Here is a 23,670-nt window from a genome sequence, read left to right on the forward strand (position 1 = left end):
ATGCCAAAACATAGTATGAAAGAGGGTAATTCGTGATTGCACTCTCCTCTTAAATTTATCTCACTGGCAGTCTGTAACGGAGAATGCCTCGTGCAATGGTTTAGTCAGGGAAAATTTGCGGTTCGTCTTGAGTGGGGCCGGCCTGCGATAGAGCATCTTGCCGGTGAAGTCGACTGCGCTGTCATTGTTGACGTTATGTCGTTCTCAACCTGTGTCAGTATGGCTGTTAATAATGGTGCCTGTGTCTATCCGTACCCCTGGAAAGATGCTTCCGCTATTTAATATGGTATGAAAATTGGTGCCAGCACAGCGAGTCCGGACAGGCGATTCAGCGGTGAAGGTTACAGTCTGTCGCCGGCTTCGCTAAGAAACCATGCACAGTGACTCTTCTCTATCAAATCAGCGACTACGTTTTCGGTAACCCCGATTCGCCGCATTTCCTCACGACTTAAGTGATTCTCGGTAACTGAGGTTCTGACATAAAAAATGGCATCGACATCAGCTGCCCTGGCTGTTCTTATATTTATGTTCACAGGTTTAACTCCATTCCAGGATAAGCGTAAATTTTAGTATTGATGCCATTTTTATAAAGCCATCAGGGTGTAAGTTTTAAACTGTTTGTCATGTCTGTTTTTCGCTTACACCAGACATCGAATTGTATCCGGGTCCGCTTTGTAGCAGAAGCGGTCATTGCCAGTGGATCCCCATTCCCGCCTTTTAACTCCTGAGCTTGCTGTTTATCGCTTATTCATGCCGATGGCTTCGCTAACAAACACACTTCGGTACTGACCGAAGCAACATGGTTTCGTCTTCATTAAGCTGCCCGAAAATAAACGACGGAGCGGAACATGATTGCAGTACTTTTTGAGGCAGAAGCCCTGCCAGCAGCTCAGGAGCGATATCTTCAGCTCGCTTCTGAGCTGAAACCTCTTTTATCCGACACGCCTGGATTTATTTCCATTGAGCGCTTCCAGAGCCTGACCACGCCCGGCAAGATCCTCTCTTTGTCCTGGTGGGAAGATGAGGATTCTGTCGCCGGGTGGAAACGCAATGTAATGCATCAGGCCGCGCAGCAAGAAGGCAGGCAGTCGATTTTTTCATTCTACAGAATACGGGTAGCCAGCGTGTTCCGTGATTACTCTTCTGATAAGGGAACCAATCAGCATGCATGACATTCACGTTATTCTCAAAAATAGCCCGGGCTCACTGGGTTTTCTGGGAAGTGTATTGGGGAAAAACGGTGTGGGTCTCGAAGGGGGTGGCGTGTTTACAACGCCTGAAGGCGGGCATGCACACTTCCTCGTTGAAGACGGCTTTAAAGCGCGCACGGTATTAACTGAAGCCGGTTTTGACGTCTGCAACGTATGTCGTCCTCTGGTCAGAAAATTAGCGCAGGAACGTCCCGGCGAGCTGGGCGAAATAGCTGATACTCTTGCCCGGAACGGCATCAATATTCTGGTACAGTACAGCGACCACAGTAACCGGCTCATTCTTATCACGGATGATGATGTCAGGGCAGGCGAAGTAACCCGAAAATGGGCAATACCTTCTGAATGAACCTCCTTAACACAACGCGCGCAAGTGAGCCGGATAATGTGCCTGAAACATCGATGGCAATGGTGGCGTCTGCGCTGGCGGACCCGTCAAGGGTGAGTATTCTGTGCGCTCTGATGGATGGGCGCGCATGGACAGCGACCGAACTTAGCGTAGTGGCTGGCATAGCCGCTTCGACAGCCAGCGGGCATCTGAACCGACTCCTCAGCAGCGGTCTGGTCATTTGCCTGATGCAGGGGCGTCATCGCTATTACAGTCTGGCCGGTCATCATATCGCCGGATTGCTGGAAAACCTGATGGGGGTTTCCATGTGGACAACTAAGGCCCCCGTTTCCAGTACGCCGGTTCATCTGCGTTATGCCCGCACCTGCTATGACCATCTGGCCGGCGAGCTTGCTGTCAATATTTATGACTTTATGCTCCGGGAAAAATGGCTGGAAGCAGAGGGCTCGAAACTGACATCAGCTGGCAAAATCCATTTTGACAACATGGGCGTTATGCTGAATTCCCGCACACGGCGCAAACCCTGTTGCCCCTGTCTGGACTGGAGTGAAAGGCGTTTCCACCTCGGCGGGGAGGCGGGTTCAGCCCTGTTTACGCTTTTCCTTCAAAAAGAATGGGTCAGGCGTATACAGGGCTACCGTGAAGTCAACGTAACCGATTCAGGCCGGGTTGCAATGTACCGGCTGTTTAAACTGAAAATTAGTTGAATTAACGTCAGGCGCCAAACGCCCGACCTTTCAGATTTAACAAAAAGCTTATTTTTTATCCAGCGACCAGGTCGCGCTGCGCACATCAACTTTCACCGGCAGCAGGCCGACGCGGGTGAAGGTGTCCGCCAGCGCCTGCTGTTCCGCAAACACCTGCGGTGACATGCGTGACGCGCCATAAGGCAGGCGTTGCAGCGTGGTCTGCCAGATAGATTTATCGAGGCCGGTGGATTTCGCCAGAATCGCCGCGGCTTCATCCTGATGCTGATTGGCCCAGTCACTCAGTTTGCTCAACTCGTCGACCACCTGTTGAGCCGTTTGCGGGTGGTTTTCGGCAAACGGACGGCTGGCGAGATAGAAGGTGTAATGCGGCACCAGGCCTTCTGCATTGCGCACTTCACGCGCGCCAGCGTTGGCTTCGACCTCGGCCAGGTAAGGATCCCAGATCACCCAGGCATCGATCGCGCCCTTCTGGAAGGCGGCACGCGCATCGGCCGGCGGCAGATAAACCGGCGTGACATCTTTATAATTCAGCCCGGCATCTTCCAGCGCTTTCACCAGCAGATAATTGACGTCTGACCCCTTGTTCAGGCCAACGCGTTTGCCTTTGAGATCGGCCACGCTTTTGATGGGTGAGTCTTTCGGCACCACGATGGCTTCGGTTTTAGGGTTAGCGGGTGAATGTCCGAGATAAATCAGGTCGGCTTTGGCCGCCTGCGCAAAGGCGGGTGGTGCGTCACCGGTGGCGGCGAGGTCGATACTGCCAACGTTCAGCCCCTCCAGCATCTGCGGGCCGGCGGGGAATTCCACCCAGCGCACCGCGATGCCCTCTTTTTTGAAGGTTTCATCCAGCGTGCCACGATACTTCAGCAGCGCAAAAATGTTGGCTTTCTGGTAGCCGATGGTAACGGTTTCCGGGCTGGCGGCGAAGGCGTGCGTGGCGAGCAGGCCGAAGCTGAGAGCCAGAGCGCTCAGGGCAAAACGTTGTGCTTTCATGGGACGTCTCTCGTGGTTTTTCCTCCATCCTGGCAAAGTTGTTATATAACCAATAAATAACTTTTTTATCTCCCTTATAACTATAATACCAGCTGGCACCTGCATTCACTGTAATGGGCAAGTTGCATAGAGACCCGGATAATTAGCACGGTAATAATTTGTATAACAAATCAAAATGTCAACGCAGCGGCCTTCTGTCAGGATAAACGCTTACGTTGCCTGCTATAGGTTGCTCCCGTTCTATGAAGTGGTTTTCCCGAAGCGCCGCGCTGTTCTCTGCCAAAACTTGTCTGGCCGCTTTTCTGTCTTTTTACCTTGCGCTGGAACTTAATCTCGATAAGCCGGCATGGTCACTGACCACTGTGTATGTTGCCTCGCAGCTTTATTCTGCGTCGACGGTGTCCAAATCGGTGTTTCGCTTCTTTGGCACCGTGCTGGGCGGGCTGTTTACCCTGTTGATCTATCCGGCCACGGTTCAGTCGCCGATGTTGTTCAGCCTGTGTATTTCCCTGTGGGTTGCCGTCTGCCTGTATCTGTCGCTGCACGACCGCACGCCAAAGAGTTACGTGTTTATGCTGGCCGGCTACAGCGCCGCCATTATGGGTTTTCCCGATGTGACGTCGCCCGACGCCATTACCTATACGGTGATTTCCCGCATTGAAGAAATCACCGTGGCGATTGTCTGCAGTAGCCTGGTGCATCGGCTGATCTTTCCGGTTTCGATGCGCCATCTGCTCGAACAGAGCGTCGGGCTGTGGTATCAGAACGCGCGGAAATTGTGTAGCGAGCTGGTGACGGCAATGCCAGCGGCTAAATCGCTGGAGCGTGAGGATATTCTGGTGCAGATGGCCAACTATCCGCTCAACGTCGAAACGCTGATTACCCACTGCGTCTATGAAGGGGATGCCGCGCGGCGGCTGGTGCGGCTGGTCAGCGTGCAGTATCAGCATCTGTCTTACCTGATCCCGACGCTTACCGCCATTGAATCGCGTCTGAATCTGCTGGCGCAGCAGCAGATCCGCTTTCCCGACTATGTCGCGACGGCCTTTCAGCAGTTTTTACAGTGGCTGAACGGCGACGCGCAGCAGCCGGTGCGCGATTGCCTCACCGGCGCTCAGGAGCAACTGCAGCAGGCCTGGCGCGCAGGGCGGCTTAATAGTGAAGAGAGCATTTTGCTCATCGGCCTGCTGGAACGGTTACTCAATTTTGTCCGCATCGCCGATGCTTACCACAGCGTCAGCGAGCGCGTCAGTGACTGGACGCCAGCGGTGAAACCGGGCAAAGCGTCACGCGCGCACAAGCATGTCGATAAAGGCCTGCTGCTGCTGTCGTGCTGCACCGCCTTTATCGCCACTTTTGCCAGCTGCCTGTTCTGGATCGGCAGCGGCTGGCGTGATGGTTCGACCGCGCCGATGATGGCGGCGGTGCTGTGTTCATTCTTCGCCGGGCTGGACAGCCCGATCGCGCCGATGAAGCTGTTTCTGAAAGGCGTGCTGATCTCCATGGCGATCAGCCTGATATACGTCACGCTGCTGATCCCGCAGGCGGTAACGTTTGAAGCGCTGGTGATTTGCCTCGCGCCGGGATTGTTTGCGTTAGGGCTGGTGATCGCCAATCCGGCGACTAACCTGATTGGTTTGATTGTCGCCACGCAGATCCCCGGTTTGATCGGCATGAGCCACCATTTCAAACCCGATCTGCAGCTTATAGTGAATGCCATGATCTCCACGCTGGTGGGGATTGCCGTTGCGCTGGTGCTGACGCTGCTGATTCGCAACAAACGCCCGGCGTGGACGGCCAGGCGAGCGCTGCGCAAGGGGATTCGCGATCTGCTGCAGTTTATTACCGCGCTGCGCATGAACACCGCCACGCTGACCGCGCGGCAGCAATTTGTCGCACGCACGCTGGACAGGGTAAACGTGATTTTGCCGCGCAAACGCGCCGATCCGGCCCCAGATCTGGTCGCAGGCGGCAACCTGATTGCCGAGGCCTGGCTTGGGGCCAACTGCTATGACTACTACACCCGTCATCGGCAGCTGCTGCTGGCGAATCACATAGAAAGCGCGGCCATGTTTCACCAGCTGAGCCAGTTTCTCAGGCAGCGGCTGAAAACGCTGGACAGCCCGCCGTCGCCGGCGCTGCTGCATGAGCTTGATGTGTTGCTGCTGCGGCTGGAGGCGGCGGCGCAGCAGGAAAATGCCCTGTTTGCGCCGCTGTTTCATCTGTTCAATATCCGGCTGTCGCTCTTTCCTGGCGCGCGCTGGCCACAGCCGCGGGCAGCGTAAAACCGCACATAGTGTGATTAAGATCGCACTTTTTGTTAGGTCGGTAATAATAACAATGGTTACTATAACTCCCATGCAGAGCACACGGCTCTGACCCAAACATTGAAAGAATATGACCATGAAAAACGTAAAAACTCTGACCATCGCTGCTGTAGCCGCTCTTTCTATGATCTCTTTCGGTAGCTTCGCTGCGGAAAGCATCTCCGTTCACGGCAGCACCCTGGACAGCGCTGAAGCCCAGGTTGCCGCTCAGGCGAAAGCGAGTGGCGCAGACAGCTATAAGATCACCAGCGCCCGCGCAGACAACGGCGTGGAAATGACTGCTGAGCTGTACAAATAATAACAATCCCTTTCTCCGTTAACGTGCTTAGCCCGGGTTATCCCGGGCTTTTTTGTGCCTGCGATGCGGTTCAGCGCCGCGATGCTTTCATGCCTTCATTGAATACCGTACAGTGCCAGACGAGCTAATTTCCGTGGGGAACGGTAACTGATGAAAATGATTGGCCTGATTGGCGGCATGAGCTGGGAATCCACCGCGCTCTATTACCGCATCATCAATGAACAGGTAAAACAACAGCTGGGCGGATTGCATTCGGCGCGCAGCCTGATGTATAGCGTCGATTTTCAGCAGATTGAGAAATTGCAGGTCGCCGGTGAATGGCAACAGGCCGGTGAAATCCTGGCCGAAGCCGGTCGCAGCCTGGAGAAGGGCGGGGCGGATTTTATTGTGCTGTGCACCAACACCATGCACAAAGTCGCCGATCACATCACCGCGGCCACCCGCATTCCGCTGCTGCACATCGCCGACGCCACGGCACAACGCATTCGTCAGGCCGGCGTGAAACGTGTCGGCCTGCTGGCCACCGCGTTCACCATGGAGCAGGAATTCTATAAAGGCCGCCTTGAGCAGCAATATGACATTGAAGTGCTGGTACCGGACGCCGCCGGACGTAAAACGGTGCACGACATTATTTATCAGGAGCTGTGTCTTGGCGTGATCCGTGAAGAATCACGCACGCAGTACCGTGACATCATCGCTCAGCTGGTGGCGCAAGGGGCTGAAGCCATCATTCTTGGCTGTACCGAAATTACGCTGCTGGTTAAAGCGGAGGATGCGGCGGTGCCGCTGTTCGATACCACATTCATTCATGCGCAGGACGCGGTGAAGCTGGCGCTGACCACAAATAACTAGCCTGCTAATTATAAGTTGTGTTATTATCTGTTCATTGAAGGCACAACGCCGGCCCGCATGGTCGTACAGGGATGTGCCAGAACTGGCTGCCAGTATTGGCAGCCTTTTTTGTGGCTGAAAAAGCGTCAGAATGCGGTTTCCAGTGAATCGGTGACGCGATAGTCATCATCCACCAACGGTAAATAGCGCCACTTATCAAATGCGGTACAGGGATGGGAAATGCCGCAGCCAATCCAGTCGCCCGGTTGCAGCGGATCGTCCGCCGGCAACTGCAGATAAGCGTGTTGATCGTTAACGTCGGTAATGCGCAAATGCGTGGCCGCGCGCGGTGCGCTGCCGTCCGCCTGGCGAATCCATAATGGATTAGGCAGATCCTGGTCGAAAGGCACATCGCGCCGGCCAAAATCCACAAAGGCCAGCCCTGGCTCGGGACGCGATAACACGCGGCCCCAGATCTCCAGCGCGGCGCTGAAATGGTGCGTCGCGCCCGGCTGCGCAAAGGGCGCGATGCGCGCATACAAACCGCTGTCGTGTGCCATGTACGCGCCGGATCGAATCAGCGGCGTGACCGGCAACGGCAGCTGCGCCGACGTGAAGCAGGCCGAGACCACATCAAACCACGCGCCACCGCCGGCGCTGAGAATAATTTCCCCGCTGGCAAACAGCTGGTGTTCAGCCAGCAGCGCGGCGGTCGCGATCATCATCTCGCAATAATCCTTCACGCGTTGCACGCCTGCGGCATCGCGTCCGGCACCGAGTGCGCCTTCATAACCGGCCACGCCGACCAGCTGCAGCGAGCGGCTGTCATGGATTGCCTGGGCGATTTCCAGCGCGGCCTGTGGCGAGCGACAGCCGGTGCGGCCGCCGCTGACCGACATCTCCAGCAGCACGGCAATCTGCGCGCCGCCAAGATGTTGTTCGAGCAGTTTTACGCCCTGCAGCGAATCCACATAGCAGAGAAAGCCGTGATCGGGATGCTGCTGCTGCCACTGGCCAATCCAGCGAATTCCGGCGGGATCCACCAGCTCATTGGCAAGAAACACGTTGCGGATGCCAAACTGGCGCAGCGCGCGCACCTGGGCTGGCGTCGCCGCGCTCAGGCCCCAGGCGCCGCCTTCGCTGACGGCACGGCGCAGAATCGCCGGCGACATTGAGGTTTTGCCGTGCGCGGCCAGCATCACGCCATTTTCCCGGCAGAACGCTGCCAGCTGCCGCAGGTTATTTTCCAGCGCGGATTGTTTCATCAGCATCAGCGGCGAAAAAACTTCCGGGCTGTTAAATACCGGCGTACCGTTAGCCAGCGGCTGATTGCCCGTTCCGGCCACCGATTTAAAACGCGGCGCAGGCTGCAGCGCATCCAGCGTGCCGTCGGCCTGCAAAGGAAAGTGAATCGACATCCTGCCTCCTGTTAGTGTTCAAGCACGCGCGACAAAAACTGCTGAGTGCGCGGATTCTGCGGATTGACAAAAATCTGCTCCGGCGAACCCTGTTCGGCGATCACGCCCTGGTCCATAAACACCACGCGATCGGCGGTTTTACGCGCAAAGCCCATCTCATGCGTCACCACCACCATGGTCATGCCTTCCCGTGCCAGACTGCGCATCACTTCCATCACTTCACCAACCAGCTCGGGATCGAGCGCGGAGGTGGCTTCATCGAAGAACATGATTTTGGGCTCGACCGCCAGCGCGCGGGCAATTGCCACTCGCTGTTGCTGCCCGCCGGAGAGCTGAGACGGATAGTGATGTGCACGCTCCGCCAGGCCAACGCGCGTCAGCGCTGCCATGCCGCGTTTGTTCGCTTCCGCTTCAGACAGTTTCTGCGCCTTAATCAGCGCCAGCGTCACGTTGCCGAGGGCGGTTTTGTGTGGGAACAGGTTGAACTGCTGAAACACCATGCCGACGTGGCCGCAAATTTCGCTGCTGCGTTTACGGTCGTGCAGCGGTACTTCATTGACCCAGATTTCACCGCCGTCGGCGGTTTCCAGACCACTCATAATGCGCAGCACGGTACTTTTTCCCGAGCCGGAGGCGCCAATCAGCACCAGCACTTCGCCCGGCGACACGTCCAGGCTGATCTCTTTCAGTACCTGAGTTGCGCCAAAGGATTTGGTAATACGGCTCAGCGTAATGGCGGATTTGCTCATGATAACTGGCTCCTGGTTTGATGATGTTGAACCCAACGGGAAAGCGGAAAGCAGACAGCGAAGTAGAGCAGGGCGACCAGGCCGTAAACCACCACCGGCTGGCCGATGCGATCGACAATCGCCTGCCCCTGGTGCATCAGCTCCGACATGCCGATCATGCTGACTATCGAGGTATCCTTGATTAGCGAAAGATACTGGCCCACCAGCGGCGGCAGCACGATACCGCGCGTCTGCGGCAGCACCACGCTGAGGAACGTCTGGCGCTTTGACAGGCCGAGGATCCACGACACTTCCCACTGTCCTTTCGGCACCGCTTCAATACCAGCACGGAACACTTCCGCGATGTAAGCGCCCTGATAAATACTCAAGCCGAGGATCCCGGCGGCGAACAGGTTGATTTCATAGCCGAAGTAGGCGACGCCAAAATAGATGAACATCAGGGTGATCAGCACCGGCGTACCGCGAAACAGTTCGGTATACAGCACGGCAATCTCTCTGGCGATCGGCAGGCGGCTGGTGCGGAGCACCGCGGCCAGTAAACCGAGCAGCGTGCTGCCGACGATAGCGGCGATGGACAGCAGTAACGTGATCACCAATCCTTTCAGCAGGATCGGCAGCGAGCTGATAATAAGTTCGCTCATAGCGCATTCTCCCGTTTCACTGGCTTAATCAGCCATTTTTTTGCCCACCACCAGCCGGACTTTTTTACCGGCGTCACCAGCGGCGGATGGAACATCCGGCGTCCTGCCACGGTACCAAGCCATGAAAACAGGTTGCTCAGCACCAGATACACCAGGGCAACGACGCTGAAGGTCTGGATATAAAGCAGGGTGCGCGCGTTGATCACCGTGGCGGTGCCGGTCAGCTCCGGCAGTGCGATCGCGGAGAGCAGCGAGGTGCCAAGCAGCAATTGAATCAGGTTATTGATAATGGCTGGCCAGACGGCACGGGCGGCCTGCGGCAGCACCACGCTGAGGAAAATCTGGTGGCGCGGAATACCCAGAATATAGGCAGCTTCCAGCTGGCCATTCGCCACCGACTGAATGCCGGCGCGGAAGGTTTCTGACAAATAGGCACCGACGTTAATCCCCAGCGCCAGCACCCCGGCGGTAAAGGCGCTCATAGTGATACCGAGCGACGGCAGGCCAAAAAAGATGATAAAGATCTGCAGCAGCACCGGCGTATTGCGGATGAACTCAACATAGCAGTGGCTGATCCAGCGCAGCGGCGCCAGCGGTGAAGATTTCGCCAGTGCGGCCAGCAGACCGAGCGCCACCGCCAGCGCGAACGCCAGCAGGGTGACCTGCAGCGTGAGCCAGGCGGCCTCCAGAAAGGTGTCGGCGTAGCGCCACAGGGTTAGCCATTGATAACTCATGGTATGACTCCTTCAGGCGGCGCAGCCTGTGCGACTGCGCCGTGGGCGGACAATCAGTATTGCGGGTTCAGCGGATAGCGCGGTTTGCTGCCGAACCATTTTGCGTACAGCTGGGCGTTCTCGCCGGAAGCGTTGATTTCAAACAGGAACTCGTTGAGGTAGTTGGTCCACACCTGGTCGCCCTGTTTCACCCCAAAGGCGTTGTACTCCAGCGGCACCAGCGCCTCGTTGGTGACAGTCAGTGACGGATCGAGCTTCGCCTGATAGGCAAGGAAGTTGTTATCCTCGATCATCGCATCGGCCTGGCCCTGTTTGACGGCCAGAATCGCCGCCTGAGATGAGTCGTACTCCTGAATTTTCACGTCGATGCCGAGATTGCGCACTTCGTCACCGTTGGTCGAACCTTTCACCGTGGCGATGGTTTTGCCGGCCATATCATGCGCAGACTGAATGCCGCTGTTTTTGCGCACCAGCATCGCCTCGCTGGCGACCACGTAAGGGTTGGTGAAGCCGATCTCTTTGGCGCGTTCCAGATTGCGGGTGAAGTTACAGAACACCACATCGACTTTGTTGGTTTGCAGATTAGGGATGCGGTTGGCGCTGGTGGTGTTGACCATTTCCAGTTTCACGCCCATCTCTTTGGCCAGCGCTTTCGCCAGGTCGACATCGTATCCATCCGGGTTGCCGTCTTTGTCATAAAAACCGAACGGTGCAAAGCTCAGGCAGTCACCGACGCGCAGCGTGCCGCGCTGCAATACGGTTTGCAGTGCCGACTGAGGCGCCGCGCCGGCCTCTTTTTTCTCTTCGGTTGGCGTACAGCCTGCTAACGCCAGCAAGACCAGCGCACCGGCCACGGTTTTGGCACTTAATTTCAGCGATGTTGCATTCATTGTTATGCTCTCTTTAAATGTTTGACGAGACGGCGTTATTCCGCATTACCCGCTTAACAGGCGATCGCCAGCGCAACGCCAGTACCGCGTATTTCGGGTTATTTTATTGAAAAAGCTAAAGCGTTAATAAATATCAGGCTGCCCTGGTGTTGGCGAAGAAAATGAATGCTGCAGCCTGGTTGAACGGTATTATTTATTTACGGTCGGCGCGGAAACATTTCATGTCCACTTCGACTTTGCAATCAACCACTAAATCCTGCACGCTACAAATACGCGCCGGCGGATTATCACTGAATATCTCACTGAATACTTTATTGAAAGAACTGAAATAACGCGCGTCGGTCAATACCGCGGTGACGTGAACCACATCCTCCACGCGATAGCCCGCTTCACGCATGATGGTGAGGCAGTTTTCAAACGCCAGCTGCGTCTGTTCGATAATGCCGCCTTCCACCACTTCTCCGTCGCGCATCGGCGTCTGGCCTGAGATATACAACCAGCCATCGGCCTCAACGGCGCGGGCGAACGGCAATCGTTGCCCGCCGGTACCGGTACCGCCCTCAATGCCATAACGTTTAATCGTCATGTCTTTCTGCTCCTGTCCATCCTGAAGTTTGTCTGATATACCAGACTGCTATCTGCAATACCGGATAGGACGAGATTTGCACAGCCGCTGAATTTTTGCAATATGGCAATCGGCAATTAATTTTTTGCCCTGCTGGTGCGATCGCAAAATAAAATTCGATGCTTGAGCATTTTGAATGAAACTGTGATCGCTATCGAATTTAACCGCGCGTTACTTTCTTTCATTGCGCCACAATGGGGCCCGAAAATAGCGCATGCTAAATAAAATCACAGAGAATATTTTTATTATTCCGGGGATGGGTAATTGCTGTTGTCGGGTGTATCATGCAACTCTTTTTTAAAGCAGGTGATTTGCACCATAACGACAGGGGAGTATGCGTATGCCGGATGAAAAACCGTCCCGGGCGCGCGGTGTTGACCGGGTCATTGATATTTTTCGCCAGCTGCATATTGCGCGTCAGCCGATGGCGATGCGTGACTTAATCGAAGCGACCGGCGCGCCACGCTCCAGTATTTATGAGCTGGTGAGTTTGCTGAGCGAAGCCGGTCTGGTTGAGCTTGATGCTGAAGGCGCCGTGTTTTTTGGCCGTGAAATGCACTACTACGGTGCAGACTATATGGCCCACAACGATCTGATCCGTCGTGCACATCAGCTTATGGTTGAGATCGTGGCGCGTCACGGTGAAACCGTGCAGCTGTGTATGCTGGAAGGTAACAAATACACCGTGGTGCTGTCGGAGAGCAACGCCCATCCGTTCAAAATCACCTCGGACATCGGCGTGCGCGTGCCGATTACCTGGACGGCGACCGGTCGTTTGCTGCTGAGTAACTGGTCGGACAGCGCCATTCTCGATCTGATTCCGGAAGAGGATTATCGTCTGGCTAGTGGACAAATTCTTGATAAGCAAACTTTTCTCGATGAGATTCACCGCGCCGGCCAGCTGGGCTACTGCATGACCGAAGGTTTATCTGAAAGCTTCACCTGCTGCATGGCCGCGCCGATTCGCTCGCGCAGCGGCCAGGCGGTTGCGGCGATCTGTTTTATGGTCAGTCGCGATACGCCACAGGAGCGCCGGCAGATGCTGCTGCAGGAGCTGATCACCTCAGGGCAGAAGCTGTCAGATTTCACCTGAGCCAGCGCGCAGAATGCGGCAGGCGGGCGTTCATTCGCCGCCGTATTATTCGCTTACAACCCCGGCGATGGCGTTTATTTTGCCGCTAATCAGGTTGTGTTAAGGTAATTGATAATAATAACTATTTCTTTTACCACGGAGTTTTGGCATGAAAACGCGCCTGTTACTGGCAATGGGGATTCTGGTCTCAACCGCAGCCTGCGCGACTGACTATCCGCTTACCGTCACCGACATGGATGGTCACACGCAAACCATCAGCAAAGAACCGCAGCACATCATCCTACAGGATGGCCGCGATGTGTTAACGCTGGCGCTGCTCGATCGCGACAATCCGTTTAAACGCGTCGTGGCGTGGAACAACCTGCCGAAAAAGCAGGATACGCAAACATGGGATATGCTGAAGCGCCGCTGGCCTGAAGCAACAAAAATTGTTGATATGGGCTTCAGCGATCAGGGCCAGGTTAATCTGGAAAGCGTGCTGGCGCAGAAACCGGATCTGATGATTGCGCAACTGCGCGCCAAACCGGCGCTGGAACAATCCGGCGTGCTGAGCACGCTGAATAACCTGCATATCCCGGTGCTGTTCGTCGATTACGAACTGCATCCGGCACAAAACACCGCCCCGAGCGTCACGCTGCTGGGCAAAGTGCTGAACCGCGAAAGCGAAGCCAAAGCCTACACCGATTTTTATCAGCAGCGCTTCGCGCGTATCACGCAGGCTGTCGCGAAGGTCAAAAACAAACCCACCGTATTTATCGAACCCATTGCCGGTAACAGCGACAACTGCTGCTTCACTCATAGCCATAATGGCTGGGGTGGACTGGTAGAAGCGGTCGGCGGTAAAAACATCGGCTCGGCGCTGCTGCCAGGCAATGCGGGCTTCGTCGCGCTGGAAAAAATCATCGCCATGAAGCCGGATGTTTACATCATGACCGGTTCAAAGCGGCCAAACAGCAACGTGCTGCCGTTTGGTTACGGCGTGCAGCCGCAGGAAGTGCGCGCCACGTTCCAGACCTTATTGCAGCGCACCGGCCTGGCGCAAATCGCGCCGGTGAAACAGGGGCGCGTGTATGGCGTCTATCATCACTTCTATAATCACCCGTACAACATTATCGGCATGGAAATCCTTGCGAAGGATCTCTATCCGCAGCAGTTTGCCGATCTCAAGCCGGTGGCAGATTTTCACACCCTCGTAAAAACCTTCACCCGACTGCCGGACGATGCTATCGAACTGAGCTATCCGGACAACCAGTAACACACACAGCGGGCATCCAGCCCGCTGTTCGCTTTCCCTGAAAGTCAAAAACCCCACGAAAAGTGTCCGGCGATCATGACAGCGCATATTGTTATGTTATAACATATCAAAATACAGTGCCTGTTCAGGTGCACGTGATGTCATTATTCAGGAGTGATTATGTCAGCTTTGTCTTCAGAGGGCGGCTTCAGGCGGCTACCGGTTACCGTGCTTTCTGGCTTTCTCGGTGCCGGAAAAACTACCTTGCTCAATCATATACTCAATAACCGGGAAGGGCGGCGCGTGGCGGTGATCGTCAACGATATGTCGGAAGTGAATATCGATGCGGCACTGGTGCGCGACGGCGGCGCGGCGTTGTCGCGTACTGACGAGAAGCTTGTGGAAATGAGCAACGGCTGCATTTGCTGTACGCTGCGCGAAGATCTGCTGCTGGAAGTCAACCGGCTGGCGAAAGAGGGACGTTTTGATCATCTGGTGATTGAATCTACCGGCATTTCTGAGCCGCTGCCGGTGGCCGAAACCTTTACCTTCGCCGATGAAGAGGGCCAGAGCCTGTCTGCGGTGGCAGCGCTGGATACCATGGTGACGGTGGTCGACGGCTACAATTTCCTGCGTGATTACGACTCGGATGACAGTGTGCGCTCACGCGGCGAATCGCTGGGCGAAGAAGATGAGCGCACCGTAGTCGATTTGCTGATCGACCAGATTGAATTCTGCGATGTGCTGATCCTCAACAAAATTGACCTGATTGATGAGCAGGAGCAGGCGCGCCTGACCGCGATTCTGCACTCGCTCAATCCCCGTGCGCGTATTGTTCGCGCGCACTTCGGGCAGGTAGCGCTCGATCAGGTGCTGAATACCGGACTGTTTGACTTCGATGCGGCGGCACAGGCTCCCGGCTGGCTGCAGGAACTGCGCGGCGAGCACACGCCGGAAACCGAAGAGTACGGCATTCGCAACTTTGTTTTCCGCGCGCGGCGTCCTTTTCATCCGCAACGGTTTTATCAGGTCATTACGCAGCACATGCAGGGCGTGGTGCGTTCAAAAGGCTATTTCTGGCTGGCAACCCGTCCGCGCCATGCCGGTTCCTGGTCGCAGGCCGGCGGCGTCACGCGGCAGGGGCTGGCCGGGATGTGGTGGGCCAGCGTGCCTGAAGATCGCTGGCCGCAGGACGCAGACACGCTACATTACATCCGCGAAAACTGGCATGAAGGCACCGGCGATGCGCGGCAGGAGATAGTGATCATCGGTATCGATATGGATGAAACCGTGCTGCGTCAGCAGCTGCACCAGGCATTACTGACCGATGAGGAGATGGCGCTGGGACCAGACGGCTGGGCGCAGTTGCCGGATCCGTTCCAGCCGTGGTTTGACTGATGCGTCGCCGCGCAGCAGGCTGTGCGGCGACGAACCCGTCATCACAACTGCGTATTCACCAGCCGCATCTGGGTGCAGAACGGGCACTGGCAGCCGCTTACCGCCGCTGCCAGGCGCGCATGCGCTTCGGCAATCGCCAGCGGCTGCGCCTGATCGGTGCTGGCGAGCGCGTTAGCCGGTTTCAGCGCCAGCTTTAACGGATCGATTTTCGCCTGAAATGCCCCTGCTTTCGCCGAAGCAAAAGCAATCACTAACAGTGGAACGGTAACCTTCATCGCAGCAACCTCAATCAGCAAGACGGGATTGTAACGATATAACATAAACGTGGCGCTGTTAAGCGACTTGATGCTGCGATCCCAGCCACATGGAGACTTCGACGCCATCATTAAACGGCAGCGACATATAGCCGCGGCTACCCTGTACCTTTTCCAGATATTCCGGGCTGAAATCGGCATCGTCCGCCACAATCAGCGCACCCGGACGCAAATACGGCTGCACCAGCTGCAAAATCTCCGGATAGATCGCCTTCGCGCCATCCAGCACCAGCATATCAATGCCGGACGGCAGATCCTGGCGCAGGGTGTCCAGCGCGTCACCCACGCGAATTTCAATCAGATCGCTGACGCCAGCATCGGCGAAGTGATTGCGCGCCAGTGCGACTTTGCCCGTTTCAAACTCGCTGGTAATGATCTGGCCGCCGCCGTTATCGCGCACCGCGGCTGCCAGGTGCAGCGTGGAAAGACCAAATGAGGTGCCGAACTCAACGATATGCTGCGCCCGGCTACTGCGCGCCAGCATATACAGCAGTTTGCCGGTTTCCCGCGAGACCGCCAGCGGCACATTTTTTAAGTGACCATACAGTTCGCGATAATCGGTTTTGCTCTGCAGCAGACGCGTTTGCTCCTCATCGGACATCGCGCGAAACGCTTCATTGGTGGGATGCGCCATGTTATCGGCCAGCTCAAACAGGTAGTTGAGTAGCGGTGCCAGCGGCGCGGAAGTCAGTGTTGTCATCATGGTTTGCCCTGCAAGAGATCTTGGATTTTATGGTGAGATCAGAATACGATGAATTAGTCGCATTTCACTATTCGCGTTCAGGAGCAGACGATGGCAGGACATCGTAACGCTAAGATTTCTGAGAGAAAAAAGCCGCAGCAGGCGCGATCCAGCGAGCTGGTTGCCGCGATTTTACAGGCGGCGACTCAGGTTTTGCAGCAGGAAGGGGCGACGCGCTTTACCACCGCGCGCGTGGCCGAACGGGCGGGCGTCAGTATTGGATCGCTGTACCAGTATTTTCCCAATAAGGCGGCTATTCTTTTCCGATTGCAAAGTGAAGAGTGGCAGCGAACCGGCGATCTGCTGGGTTCCATTTTACGCGACACCGGTTACACGCCGCGCCAGCGACTGCACCAGCTGACCCTGGCATTTTTGCACTCGGAGTGTGAAGAGGCGGCGATGCGCACCGCACTGAATGATGCCGCGCCGCTTTACCGGGATGCGCCGGAAGTGCAGCAAGCGCGCGCCAATGGTGAGAATGTGATGAGCGATTTTCTGCAACAGCTATTGCCGCAGCGGGACGCGGCTGAGGTGGCACGCGCGGCGGATTTAATCAACCGTACGCTGGGTGACGTCGGCAAGCATTTCTCCGAATCGCCGCGTAGCGCAGCAGAAATTGAGGCTTACGCGCGTGATATGGCTGACATGTTCTGTGCCTGGATCAGAGAAAAAGGCGCCGATTTGCAGTAAAAAATGGGCTGGAAATCTCTGAAAGCGGTTAACAATCTCATTATTCACATTCTCATTAATCCACACCGCGAGTAAGCTTGATAAAACCTTGGTAAAGCCGGATGGATTGACGGCACATAGAGACGGGAGAGCATGATGGCAGTAAAAATGATTGCGGTGGATATGGATGGGACATTTCTCGATGACAATAAGCAGTACAATGCGCAGCGCTTTGCGCGCCAGTACGCGCTGCTGAAGGAGAAAGGCATCCGTTTCGTGGTCGCCAGCGGCAATCAATATTATCAGTTGCAGCACTATTTTCCCGCTATCAAAGATGAGATCGCCTTCGTGGCTGAAAACGGTGCCTGGGTGTCCGACAGCAATGAAGAGATTTTCTGCGGCGAGCTGGCGCCGGAACGGGTGCATCAGGTGCTGGATATCCTCGCCAAAGAGCCGGAGATCAGCACCGTGGTATGCGGTCGCAACGGGGCTTACGTGCACAAGTCAATGCCGGACGAGGTGGTCGCCATGCTGGCCAATCACTATCGCCGGCTGGAAAAGCGCGACAGCCTGTACGATATCGACGATACCATCTTCAAATTCTCACTCAATCTGGCACATGAAGGTGTCGAGGCGCTACTGGCGCGTCTGCACAGCGAACTGAACGCGATTGAAAACATCATGCATCCGGTCTCCAGCGGGTTTGGCTTTGTCGATTTGATCATTCCCGGTTGCCATAAGGCGCACGGCATTGCGCTGCTGCAGGAGAAATGGGGCATTGATGATTGCGAAGTGCTGGCGATTGGTGACAGCGCTAACGACATCGAAATGCTGCGTCAGGCCTGTTACAGCTTCGCCATGGCTAACGCCGCAGCGCCGGTGGCAGCGGTCGCGCGTTATCGTACGGAAAGTAATAACGACGAAGGCGCTCTCAACGTCATCGCCCGTCTGCTGGCACGCGAAACGCCGTTTGGTTAACGGGCAGCGGATCGATCCCCTAATCGCGGCGCCATGTAGTGTGGGATAAATCGCGCCGCGACGAACAGAGTGCAACCCGCACGTGGTTATTCACTGGCTGAGGACGCTGCAGGGCGGGTGTTTTCCGCCGGCGTGCCGCTTGCCGCGCGGAGGTTAGCTTCCATGGCATCCAGCGCCGCCTGGTTTTCTAATCCCCACTGATACATCTGCTCAATCGGCCGGGCGAAGGTCATCCCCAGTTCGGTCAGCCGGTAATCCACTTTGGGTGGAATCACTTCATACACCTGACGCGCAATTAAGCCGCGCTGCTCCAGCTCTTTCAGTGTCTGAAACAGCATTTTTTTCGAAATGCCCTGCAGGCTGCGCTGCAGTTCGCCGGTGCGCGCACGCTGCCCTGGCCAGTGATATAACGCGTGAAGCACCATGGTGCTCCACTTGACCGAAAACAGATCCATCAGACGACGCGGTGGCGAATCCGCATAGAAAAACAGTTTGCCATCAACCCAGGCTGGCATCGCACTCTCCTTTATGGTCACCAAATGGTGACTACTATCATTTCTGCACCGCCTTGATTATAGTCTGCCGCCTTCATTCAGCCCACATCAGACTTTGAGGAAGGCATCATGAAAATTAACGCACTGGTGGCGCAGGATGCAGCGCAACCGCTCGCTGCCGGCCAGATTACGTTGCGTCCGCTGCAGCAGCAGGACGTAAAAATTGAGATTCTTTACTGCGGCGTGTGCCACTCCGATTTGCACATGGCACGCAATGAGTGGGCGGTCAGCCGTTATCCGCTGGTGCCGGGCCATGAGATCGTCGGACGCGTGCTGGAGACCGGTGCTGAAGTCACGCAGTTTAAAGCCGGTGATGTAGTCGGCCTCGGCGTGATGGTGGATTCCTGCCGCCACTGTCATTTTTGCCAGCAGCAGGAAGAGCAGTACTGCGAAGCGGGCTTCACCGCCACTTACAACGGCATCGATAAATACACCGGCGACAGCACCTGGGGCGGCTACGCGCAGAATGTGGTGGTCGATCAGCATTTTGTCGTGTCGATTCCGCACAATCTGGCGCTGGCGGGCGTGGCACCGCTGCTGTGTGCGGGCGTGACGGTGTGGTCACCGCTGCGCCATTTTGGCGTCAAAGCCGGCGATAACGTCGGCGTGGTGGGGCTGGGTGGTTTGGGCCATATGGCGGTAAAACTGGCCAGTGCGCTGGGCGCTGAAGTCACCCTGTTTACCACCTCACCGGAAAAAGGCGCTGATGCCCGTCGCCTCGGAGCAACGCGCGTAGTGGTGTCGCGGGATGCTGCGCAGATGGCGGCATGCCAGACCTCGCTGGATTTCATCATTGACTGCGTGGCGGCGCCGCACGATCTCGATCCTTACCTGGCAACGCTGAAAACCAATGGCCGTCTGGTGCTGGTCGGCATTCCCGATCAACCGCATCAGTCACCGAACATTACGCCGATGGTGTTTCGCCGTCTGAGCATCAGCGGTTCGTCGATTGGCAGCATCAAAGAGACTCAGGAGATGCTGGATTTCTGCGGTGAGCACAACATCACGGCAGATATTGAGCTGATCGCGGGTGAAGAGATCGAAACCGCCTTCGCCCGCATGCTTAAAGGCGAAGTGAAGTACCGTTTCGTCATTGATATGCTGGCGACTCGCTGGTAATGGCGTAGCAGCGGCCGGCGATTTCAGGCTGAAATCGCCGGATTTTCTTTGAACAGGCGACTCTGGCAGTAGCGATTTTACGACACAGCACATTTTCGCCACTTAACAGTAAACAATTCCCGTTACGGTCCGATAACTCCTTCTGCAGACTCAACAAAAACAACAATGACAGGAGCGAGACATGGGACTGGTCTCCCGATTACGCGATGTGCGCATTACACGTAAATTAGCGGCAGGATTTGGCATCGTATTACTGCTGGTGGCGCTGGCCACCGCGCTGAGCGTGCAGCGGTTCAATCAGATCCGTGACATCTACCAGAAAACCAATCTGATTTATGACATCAATATTGACGTGTTTCAGGCCAAAATTAATCGCCTGAAATACCTCTACGGCGATGATACAGCGGGCGGCACCATGACGGATTACGTCACGCACGCTCAGCAGCTGACGCAACAGGCGCAGCAGTTGCCGTGGACGGCCGATGCCAAAGGTTTGGTCAACGACGTCGCCACGCATCTTGGCCGTTTTCAGCACAGCATCGCCGCGATGACGCAGGCAACCCGACAGCTGAACGATCTGCGCAGCCAGCTGGATGCGCTGAGCCAGCAGGACATGACCGCACGTTACACCGGGCTCATCCGCACACCGGTCAGCACACCCGAACTCACCAACCAGATTTATCAGCTGCTGTTTGCCATCAGTAACGTGCGCGAAGAGGCTTGGGCGCTGCGCTTCAACGTCAGCGAGGCGCTGCGAACTAAGCTGGAGAGTGATTTTCAGCGCGCCGGCCAGGACCTGAACACCTTGCTGTCACAGCTGCCCCCGGAGCAGCAGGGCGGATTCAACGCGTTATGGCAGGATACGGAACGCTTCAAGGATTTGAGTCTGCAGGCAGCATCAGTTTATGGTCAGCTGCGCGCCAGCGAAAATACCGTCAAAGTGGCGGGCGACAACAGCAGTGCGACCATCAAACAAATCATCACCCTGGTTAAGGCGCGTAACGATGAGCTGGCCAACGGTTCGGCGGCGATCTCGTTATTGATGGGCAGCCTGGCGATACTGCTGGGCGTGCTGGTGGCCTGGTACATCATCCGGCAGATTACGCGCCCGGTATTTCACAACCTCGCGCTGGCAGAGCGGATTGCCAGCGGCGATCTCACTTCGCAATTTGTTACGCATCGACAGGACGAACTGGGCCAGCTGACCTCCGCGATGGGACGAATGAATGCGCGGCTGCGCAGCATGATCGGCGAGGTGTTGCACAGCGTCAGCAACGTGTCGCAGGCAGCCAGCGCCATCAATCAGGGCAACCTTGATTTGTCATCGCGCACCGGGCAGCAGGCGGCGGCCGTGGTGGAAACGGCAGCCAGCATGGAACAGCTGACCGCTACCGTGAAAAACAATGCCGGCAATGCGCGTCTGGCCAGCCAGATTGCGGCAGAAGCTACGCAGAACGCCAGTCAGGGCGGAATTGCGGTACGTAATGTGGTCAGCACCATGGGCGAGATTTCTGACAGCTCGAAGAAAATTGCCGATATCACCGCCGTGATCAACAGCATCGCGTTTCAGACCAATATCCTGGCGCTCAACGCGGCGGTGGAAGCAGCGCGCGCCGGTGAGCAGGGGCGCGGGTTTGCCGTGGTCGCCAGTGAAGTGCGTAACCTCGCACAGCGCAGTGCCGGCGCGGCAAAAGATATCGAACGGCTGATTAACGAATCGGCAGGCCGTATCAATAATGGTCAACAGCAGGTGACGCGTGCCGGTGAAACCATGGAGCAGATCGTCAGCAGCATCGCGCGCGTCAATGAAATCATGGCGGAAATTGCGGCTGCGTCCGATGAACAAAGCCGGGGTATTGAGCAGATTGCCCGCGCGGTTGGCGAGCTGGACAGCACCACGCAGCAAAACGCGTCGCTGGTCAGTGCATCGTCTCACTCTGCGCTGGCGCTGGAAGAGCAGGCCCTGGTGCTGGAACGGCTGGTCACGCAGTTCCGCCTGCACGGTGCTGTAAGCTAAGCGAAAAGCGCAGCGGCCGTGGATCATCTGTGCGGTCCGTGGCGGGTGAGGGCGCTAAAGTGCAATTTTTTGTGCGTTTACCCATATGCAAGGTGAAAATTCTTAAAAAAAGTCGCCGCAGGGCGACTCTTTCCCGATACACTGCAATTCTGTCGACCTGAATTTTCCCGTGAATGAATTACTACTCACCTGATGAAAGCCATTTGAAGCGCCGGTCACAGCGCTTCGTCCGTCGTATGTTCATCATGCGTCAGCTCGGCACGATCCTCTGTTTCTTCCCAATCCTCTCTGTATTACTGGAGATGCAGCGTGGGCTGGCATTCAGCGCGCTGCTGTTTGTGAACGCGTTTGTCTGGCCATGGCTGGCGTATCAGCGGGCGCTGCGCGCTGTTGACTCAACCGGCACCGAACGCCAGAACCTGACGCTCGATGCGGCGTTTGGCGGAATATGGGTGGCGCTGATGGCGCTAAGCCCCATGCCTTCGTTTATTATCATGGCGGTGCTGGCATCGGATCGCTATGCCGCCGGCGGCGGCGCGCAGCTGATTGCCGCCATACAGGCATTTTTGTGCGGGTTTATTATGGTGTGGCTGCTGGATGGCACCAGCGTACATCTGGCGTTCAGCACGCAAACCGTCTGGCTGACGCTGCCGCTGGCCACCTGTTACATGCTGGTACTCAGCGTGGCTTCCTACAATCTCACCTGGCATTTACGCACCCGCAACCGTGAACTGGAGCGCATCGCGCTGATGGATCCCGGCCTGAAAATCCCTAACCGGCGCCTGTTTGAACGGCGGCTGGAGAGTGAGTTTCTCAGCACGCGGCGCGGCGATAGCAGCGGCTATCTGCTGTTGCTGGATGTCGATCACTTCAAAGTGGTCAATGATAGCTGGGGCCATGAGGCGGGCGATTTTCTGCTGGCCGAGATCTCGGCGCTGCTGCGCAACGATGTCGGGCTGCAGGACATTCCGGCGCGCTTTGGCGGCGATGAGCTGGGTGTCATCGTGCATCAGGCCAGCGATGAATCGGTGGTGGAACTGGCCGAAAGGCTAAAAGAGAAGATTGCGCAGGTGCGGTTACCAGCATCAGCCGAGTATCGCTGTTCGGTGAGCATTGGCATTGCCGCTGCGGCCAGTGCTGAGTCGCTGAGCGACTGGCTGCGCCATGCGGATGAAGCGCTGTATGAAGTCAAACGCGCCGGGCGCAACGGCGTGCGGCTGTGGCAAACGCCGCTGGCCCGCGCGTCATGATCAGAAAAATTCAGGCTCGCACTGCACCGGAAAATTCAGTGAGTTAGCAATAAAGCAGGCGTCGTGGGCCTGATGATGCAATGCGCGCGCACGTTCCGCATCCGCCGGGTCGCGCAGTTTGATGCGCGGCTTCAGCGTGATACTGGTGAAACATCCACGCGCGCCCTCCACCATGGTGCCTTCGGCAGCATCTTCATACTCCTCCACCACAATGCCGGCATCGGCGCACAGGTGCAAATACCACAGCTTATGGCAGGCCGCCGCGGATGCCAGCAGCAGTTCCTCAGGATTCCAGCGGGTTTTATCCCCGCGAAATGCCGGATCGGCACTCAGCAAAATGGGTTGTTTACCGGCTGCCTGTAGTTCGCTGTCACGATCGTAAGCGGTGTAAGAAGCTGTGCCGTCGCCGCGATTGCCGCTCCAGCGAAGGTTGATCTGGTAATGGTGCTGCCGTGCTGCCATGGGAATGTCCTGTTCAGTGATGTCATCTCAGCGGTTTTTATTCACAACGTTCGCTGCGTTTTGGTTC

General features: G+C 56.3%; 25 protein-coding genes and 1 pseudogene. 15 read left to right on the forward strand and 11 right to left on the reverse strand.

Annotated elements, in window-relative coordinates:
• Positions 1-90: 90 nt before the first annotated feature.
• The 4 genes and pseudogenes from MXF20_RS06910 to MXF20_RS06925 all read left to right on the forward strand — a co-directional run.
• A pseudogene (locus MXF20_RS06910) lies at positions 91-366 on the forward strand (hypothetical protein); the annotation flags it as partial.
• 482 nt (positions 367-848) lie between these two features.
• Complete coding sequence (locus MXF20_RS06915) at positions 849-1,172, forward strand: antibiotic biosynthesis monooxygenase family protein (RefSeq protein ID WP_211725330.1); 324 nt, start codon at positions 849-851, stop codon at positions 1,170-1,172.
• Positions 1,165-1,557: an amino acid-binding protein gene (locus tag MXF20_RS06920; protein ID WP_325968396.1), complete on the forward strand. Its 393-nt coding sequence runs from the start codon at positions 1,165-1,167 to the stop codon at positions 1,555-1,557. The genes MXF20_RS06915 and MXF20_RS06920 overlap by 8 nt, the downstream gene beginning before the upstream one ends.
• On the forward strand, positions 1,554-2,264 hold the full coding sequence (locus tag MXF20_RS06925) for a helix-turn-helix transcriptional regulator (protein ID WP_325968397.1): 711 nt from the start codon (positions 1,554-1,556) through the stop codon (positions 2,262-2,264). The genes MXF20_RS06920 and MXF20_RS06925 overlap by 4 nt, the downstream gene beginning before the upstream one ends.
• Positions 2,265-2,312: 48 nt before the next feature.
• Here MXF20_RS06925 and MXF20_RS06930 read toward each other — a convergent pair whose 3' ends face one another.
• Positions 2,313-3,260 carry a sulfonate ABC transporter substrate-binding protein gene (locus MXF20_RS06930; protein WP_325968398.1) on the reverse strand — a complete coding sequence of 316 codons (948 nt, stop codon included), beginning with the start codon at positions 3,258-3,260 and terminating at the stop codon, positions 2,313-2,315.
• A gap of 242 nt (positions 3,261-3,502) precedes the next feature.
• On the opposite strand from MXF20_RS06930, the gene MXF20_RS06935 reads away from it, so the two are divergent.
• From MXF20_RS06935 to MXF20_RS06945, 3 genes are all read left to right on the forward strand, one after another.
• The gene (locus tag MXF20_RS06935; RefSeq protein WP_325968399.1) at positions 3,503-5,545 is read left to right on the forward strand and encodes an FUSC family protein; all 2,043 of its coding nucleotides are present in this window, start codon (positions 3,503-3,505) and stop codon (positions 5,543-5,545) included.
• Positions 5,546-5,663: 118 nt separating this feature from the next.
• The gene (locus MXF20_RS06940; RefSeq protein WP_325968501.1) at positions 5,664-5,885 is read left to right on the forward strand and encodes a YdgH/BhsA/McbA-like domain containing protein; all 222 of its coding nucleotides are present in this window, start codon (positions 5,664-5,666) and stop codon (positions 5,883-5,885) included.
• A 150-nt stretch (positions 5,886-6,035) separates the two neighbouring features.
• On the forward strand, positions 6,036-6,737 hold the full coding sequence (locus MXF20_RS06945) for an aspartate/glutamate racemase family protein (RefSeq protein ID WP_325968401.1): 702 nt from the start codon (positions 6,036-6,038) through the stop codon (positions 6,735-6,737).
• 125 nt (positions 6,738-6,862) lie between these two features.
• Here MXF20_RS06945 and MXF20_RS06950 read toward each other — a convergent pair whose 3' ends face one another.
• The 6 genes from MXF20_RS06950 to MXF20_RS06975 form a co-directional block, all read right to left on the reverse strand.
• A complete protein-coding gene (locus MXF20_RS06950; RefSeq protein ID WP_325968402.1) occupies positions 6,863-8,134 on the reverse strand; it encodes an alanine racemase in 1,272 nt (423 codons plus the stop codon).
• Positions 8,135-8,145: 11 nt separating this feature from the next.
• Positions 8,146-8,883, reverse strand: a complete 738-nt coding sequence (locus MXF20_RS06955; RefSeq protein ID WP_325968403.1) for an amino acid ABC transporter ATP-binding protein — start codon at positions 8,881-8,883, stop codon at positions 8,146-8,148.
• Positions 8,880-9,524, reverse strand: coding sequence for an amino acid ABC transporter permease (locus MXF20_RS06960; RefSeq protein ID WP_325968404.1), 645 nt, complete (start codon positions 9,522-9,524; stop codon positions 8,880-8,882). Before MXF20_RS06960 ends, MXF20_RS06955 begins: the two co-directional genes overlap by 4 nt.
• Positions 9,521-10,258, reverse strand: a complete 738-nt coding sequence (locus MXF20_RS06965) for an amino acid ABC transporter permease (protein ID WP_325968405.1) — start codon at positions 10,256-10,258, stop codon at positions 9,521-9,523. The genes MXF20_RS06960 and MXF20_RS06965 overlap by 4 nt, the downstream gene beginning before the upstream one ends.
• Positions 10,259-10,311: 53 nt before the next feature.
• A complete protein-coding gene (locus tag MXF20_RS06970) occupies positions 10,312-11,148 on the reverse strand; it encodes a transporter substrate-binding domain-containing protein (protein WP_325968406.1) in 837 nt (278 codons plus the stop codon).
• 193 nt (positions 11,149-11,341) lie between these two features.
• Positions 11,342-11,734 carry a RidA family protein gene (locus MXF20_RS06975; protein ID WP_325968407.1) on the reverse strand — a complete coding sequence of 131 codons (393 nt, stop codon included), beginning with the start codon at positions 11,732-11,734 and terminating at the stop codon, positions 11,342-11,344.
• 379 nt (positions 11,735-12,113) lie between these two features.
• On the opposite strand from MXF20_RS06975, the gene MXF20_RS06980 reads away from it, so the two are divergent.
• The 3 genes from MXF20_RS06980 to zigA all read left to right on the forward strand — a co-directional run bounded on the left by MXF20_RS06980 (position 12,114) and on the right by zigA (position 15,498).
• Positions 12,114-12,866 carry an IclR family transcriptional regulator gene (locus MXF20_RS06980; protein ID WP_325968408.1) on the forward strand — a complete coding sequence of 251 codons (753 nt, stop codon included), beginning with the start codon at positions 12,114-12,116 and terminating at the stop codon, positions 12,864-12,866.
• 148 nt (positions 12,867-13,014) lie between these two features.
• Entirely contained in the window at positions 13,015-14,121 is a 1,107-nt protein-coding gene (locus tag MXF20_RS06985) for an ABC transporter substrate-binding protein (protein WP_325968409.1), read from the forward strand.
• A gap of 159 nt (positions 14,122-14,280) precedes the next feature.
• Positions 14,281-15,498: a zinc metallochaperone GTPase ZigA gene (gene zigA, locus MXF20_RS06990; RefSeq protein ID WP_325968410.1), complete on the forward strand. Its 1,218-nt coding sequence runs from the start codon at positions 14,281-14,283 to the stop codon at positions 15,496-15,498.
• Positions 15,499-15,539: 41 nt separating this feature from the next.
• Here zigA and MXF20_RS06995 read toward each other — a convergent pair whose 3' ends face one another.
• Both MXF20_RS06995 and MXF20_RS07000 read right to left on the reverse strand, forming a co-directional pair.
• On the reverse strand, positions 15,540-15,773 hold the full coding sequence (locus MXF20_RS06995) for a hypothetical protein (RefSeq protein ID WP_325968412.1): 234 nt from the start codon (positions 15,771-15,773) through the stop codon (positions 15,540-15,542).
• A 58-nt stretch (positions 15,774-15,831) separates the two neighbouring features.
• Positions 15,832-16,512, reverse strand: a complete 681-nt coding sequence (locus tag MXF20_RS07000) for an O-methyltransferase (RefSeq protein ID WP_325968502.1) — start codon at positions 16,510-16,512, stop codon at positions 15,832-15,834.
• 93 nt (positions 16,513-16,605) lie between these two features.
• On the opposite strand from MXF20_RS07000, the gene MXF20_RS07005 reads away from it, so the two are divergent.
• Both MXF20_RS07005 and MXF20_RS07010 read left to right on the forward strand, forming a co-directional pair.
• Positions 16,606-17,244: a TetR family transcriptional regulator gene (locus MXF20_RS07005; RefSeq protein WP_325968414.1), complete on the forward strand. Its 639-nt coding sequence runs from the start codon at positions 16,606-16,608 to the stop codon at positions 17,242-17,244.
• 135 nt (positions 17,245-17,379) lie between these two features.
• Positions 17,380-18,201: a Cof-type HAD-IIB family hydrolase gene (locus MXF20_RS07010; RefSeq protein ID WP_021508741.1), complete on the forward strand. Its 822-nt coding sequence runs from the start codon at positions 17,380-17,382 to the stop codon at positions 18,199-18,201.
• An 86-nt stretch (positions 18,202-18,287) separates the two neighbouring features.
• Here the strand turns inward: MXF20_RS07010 and MXF20_RS07015 are convergent, their stop codons facing one another.
• On the reverse strand, positions 18,288-18,716 hold the full coding sequence (locus MXF20_RS07015) for a helix-turn-helix domain-containing protein (protein WP_325968415.1): 429 nt from the start codon (positions 18,714-18,716) through the stop codon (positions 18,288-18,290).
• 108 nt (positions 18,717-18,824) lie between these two features.
• Between MXF20_RS07015 and MXF20_RS07020 the strand changes: the two genes are divergently transcribed.
• From MXF20_RS07020 to MXF20_RS07030, 3 genes are all read left to right on the forward strand, one after another.
• Positions 18,825-19,874, forward strand: coding sequence for an NAD(P)-dependent alcohol dehydrogenase (locus MXF20_RS07020; protein WP_325968416.1), 1,050 nt, complete (start codon positions 18,825-18,827; stop codon positions 19,872-19,874).
• A gap of 181 nt (positions 19,875-20,055) precedes the next feature.
• The gene (locus MXF20_RS07025) at positions 20,056-21,891 is read left to right on the forward strand and encodes a methyl-accepting chemotaxis protein (RefSeq protein ID WP_325968417.1); all 1,836 of its coding nucleotides are present in this window, start codon (positions 20,056-20,058) and stop codon (positions 21,889-21,891) included.
• 173 nt (positions 21,892-22,064) lie between these two features.
• Positions 22,065-23,141 (forward strand): diguanylate cyclase, encoded by a 1,077-nt coding sequence (locus MXF20_RS07030; RefSeq protein WP_325968418.1) that lies wholly within the window; start codon positions 22,065-22,067, stop codon positions 23,139-23,141.
• On the opposite strand, the gene MXF20_RS07035 is transcribed toward MXF20_RS07030, so the two are convergent.
• The gene (locus MXF20_RS07035) at positions 23,142-23,603 is read right to left on the reverse strand and encodes an OsmC family protein (RefSeq protein WP_325968419.1); all 462 of its coding nucleotides are present in this window, start codon (positions 23,601-23,603) and stop codon (positions 23,142-23,144) included.
• Positions 23,604-23,670 lie beyond the last annotated feature (67 nt).

The organism is Pantoea dispersa (assembly GCF_035783935.1).
Classification (GTDB): Bacteria; Pseudomonadota; Gammaproteobacteria; order Enterobacterales; family Enterobacteriaceae; genus Pantoea; species Pantoea dispersa_C.

Bases quoted from the DNA above. Each gene is read 5' to 3' on its own strand.
- MXF20_RS06915 (WP_211725330.1), top strand. From the start codon at position 849: ATGATTGCAGTACTTTTTGAGGCAGAAGCCCTGCCAGCAGCTCAGGAG.
- MXF20_RS06920 (WP_325968396.1), top strand. From the start codon at position 1,165: ATGCATGACATTCACGTTATTCTCAAAAATAGCCCGGGCTCACTGGGT.
- MXF20_RS06925 (WP_325968397.1), top strand. From the start codon at position 1,554: ATGAACCTCCTTAACACAACGCGCGCAAGTGAGCCGGATAATGTGCCT.
- MXF20_RS06930 (WP_325968398.1), bottom strand. From the start codon at position 3,260: ATGAAAGCACAACGTTTTGCCCTGAGCGCTCTGGCTCTCAGCTTCGGC.
- MXF20_RS06935 (WP_325968399.1), top strand. From the start codon at position 3,503: ATGAAGTGGTTTTCCCGAAGCGCCGCGCTGTTCTCTGCCAAAACTTGT.
- MXF20_RS06940 (WP_325968501.1), top strand. From the start codon at position 5,664: ATGAAAAACGTAAAAACTCTGACCATCGCTGCTGTAGCCGCTCTTTCT.
- MXF20_RS06945 (WP_325968401.1), top strand. From the start codon at position 6,036: ATGAAAATGATTGGCCTGATTGGCGGCATGAGCTGGGAATCCACCGCG.
- MXF20_RS06950 (WP_325968402.1), bottom strand. From the start codon at position 8,134: ATGTCGATTCACTTTCCTTTGCAGGCCGACGGCACGCTGGATGCGCTG.
- MXF20_RS06955 (WP_325968403.1), bottom strand. From the start codon at position 8,883: ATGAGCAAATCCGCCATTACGCTGAGCCGTATTACCAAATCCTTTGGC.
- MXF20_RS06960 (WP_325968404.1), bottom strand. From the start codon at position 9,524: ATGAGCGAACTTATTATCAGCTCGCTGCCGATCCTGCTGAAAGGATTG.
- MXF20_RS06965 (WP_325968405.1), bottom strand. From the start codon at position 10,258: ATGAGTTATCAATGGCTAACCCTGTGGCGCTACGCCGACACCTTTCTG.
- MXF20_RS06970 (WP_325968406.1), bottom strand. From the start codon at position 11,148: ATGAATGCAACATCGCTGAAATTAAGTGCCAAAACCGTGGCCGGTGCG.
- MXF20_RS06975 (WP_325968407.1), bottom strand. From the start codon at position 11,734: ATGACGATTAAACGTTATGGCATTGAGGGCGGTACCGGTACCGGCGGG.
- MXF20_RS06980 (WP_325968408.1), top strand. From the start codon at position 12,114: ATGCCGGATGAAAAACCGTCCCGGGCGCGCGGTGTTGACCGGGTCATT.
- MXF20_RS06985 (WP_325968409.1), top strand. From the start codon at position 13,015: ATGAAAACGCGCCTGTTACTGGCAATGGGGATTCTGGTCTCAACCGCA.
- zigA (WP_325968410.1), top strand. From the start codon at position 14,281: ATGTCAGCTTTGTCTTCAGAGGGCGGCTTCAGGCGGCTACCGGTTACC.
- MXF20_RS06995 (WP_325968412.1), bottom strand. From the start codon at position 15,773: ATGAAGGTTACCGTTCCACTGTTAGTGATTGCTTTTGCTTCGGCGAAA.
- MXF20_RS07000 (WP_325968502.1), bottom strand. From the start codon at position 16,512: ATGACAACACTGACTTCCGCGCCGCTGGCACCGCTACTCAACTACCTG.
- MXF20_RS07005 (WP_325968414.1), top strand. From the start codon at position 16,606: ATGGCAGGACATCGTAACGCTAAGATTTCTGAGAGAAAAAAGCCGCAG.
- MXF20_RS07010 (WP_021508741.1), top strand. From the start codon at position 17,380: ATGGCAGTAAAAATGATTGCGGTGGATATGGATGGGACATTTCTCGAT.
- MXF20_RS07015 (WP_325968415.1), bottom strand. From the start codon at position 18,716: ATGCCAGCCTGGGTTGATGGCAAACTGTTTTTCTATGCGGATTCGCCA.
- MXF20_RS07020 (WP_325968416.1), top strand. From the start codon at position 18,825: ATGAAAATTAACGCACTGGTGGCGCAGGATGCAGCGCAACCGCTCGCT.
- MXF20_RS07025 (WP_325968417.1), top strand. From the start codon at position 20,056: ATGGGACTGGTCTCCCGATTACGCGATGTGCGCATTACACGTAAATTA.
- MXF20_RS07030 (WP_325968418.1), top strand. From the start codon at position 22,065: ATGAATTACTACTCACCTGATGAAAGCCATTTGAAGCGCCGGTCACAG.
- MXF20_RS07035 (WP_325968419.1), bottom strand. From the start codon at position 23,603: ATGGCAGCACGGCAGCACCATTACCAGATCAACCTTCGCTGGAGCGGC.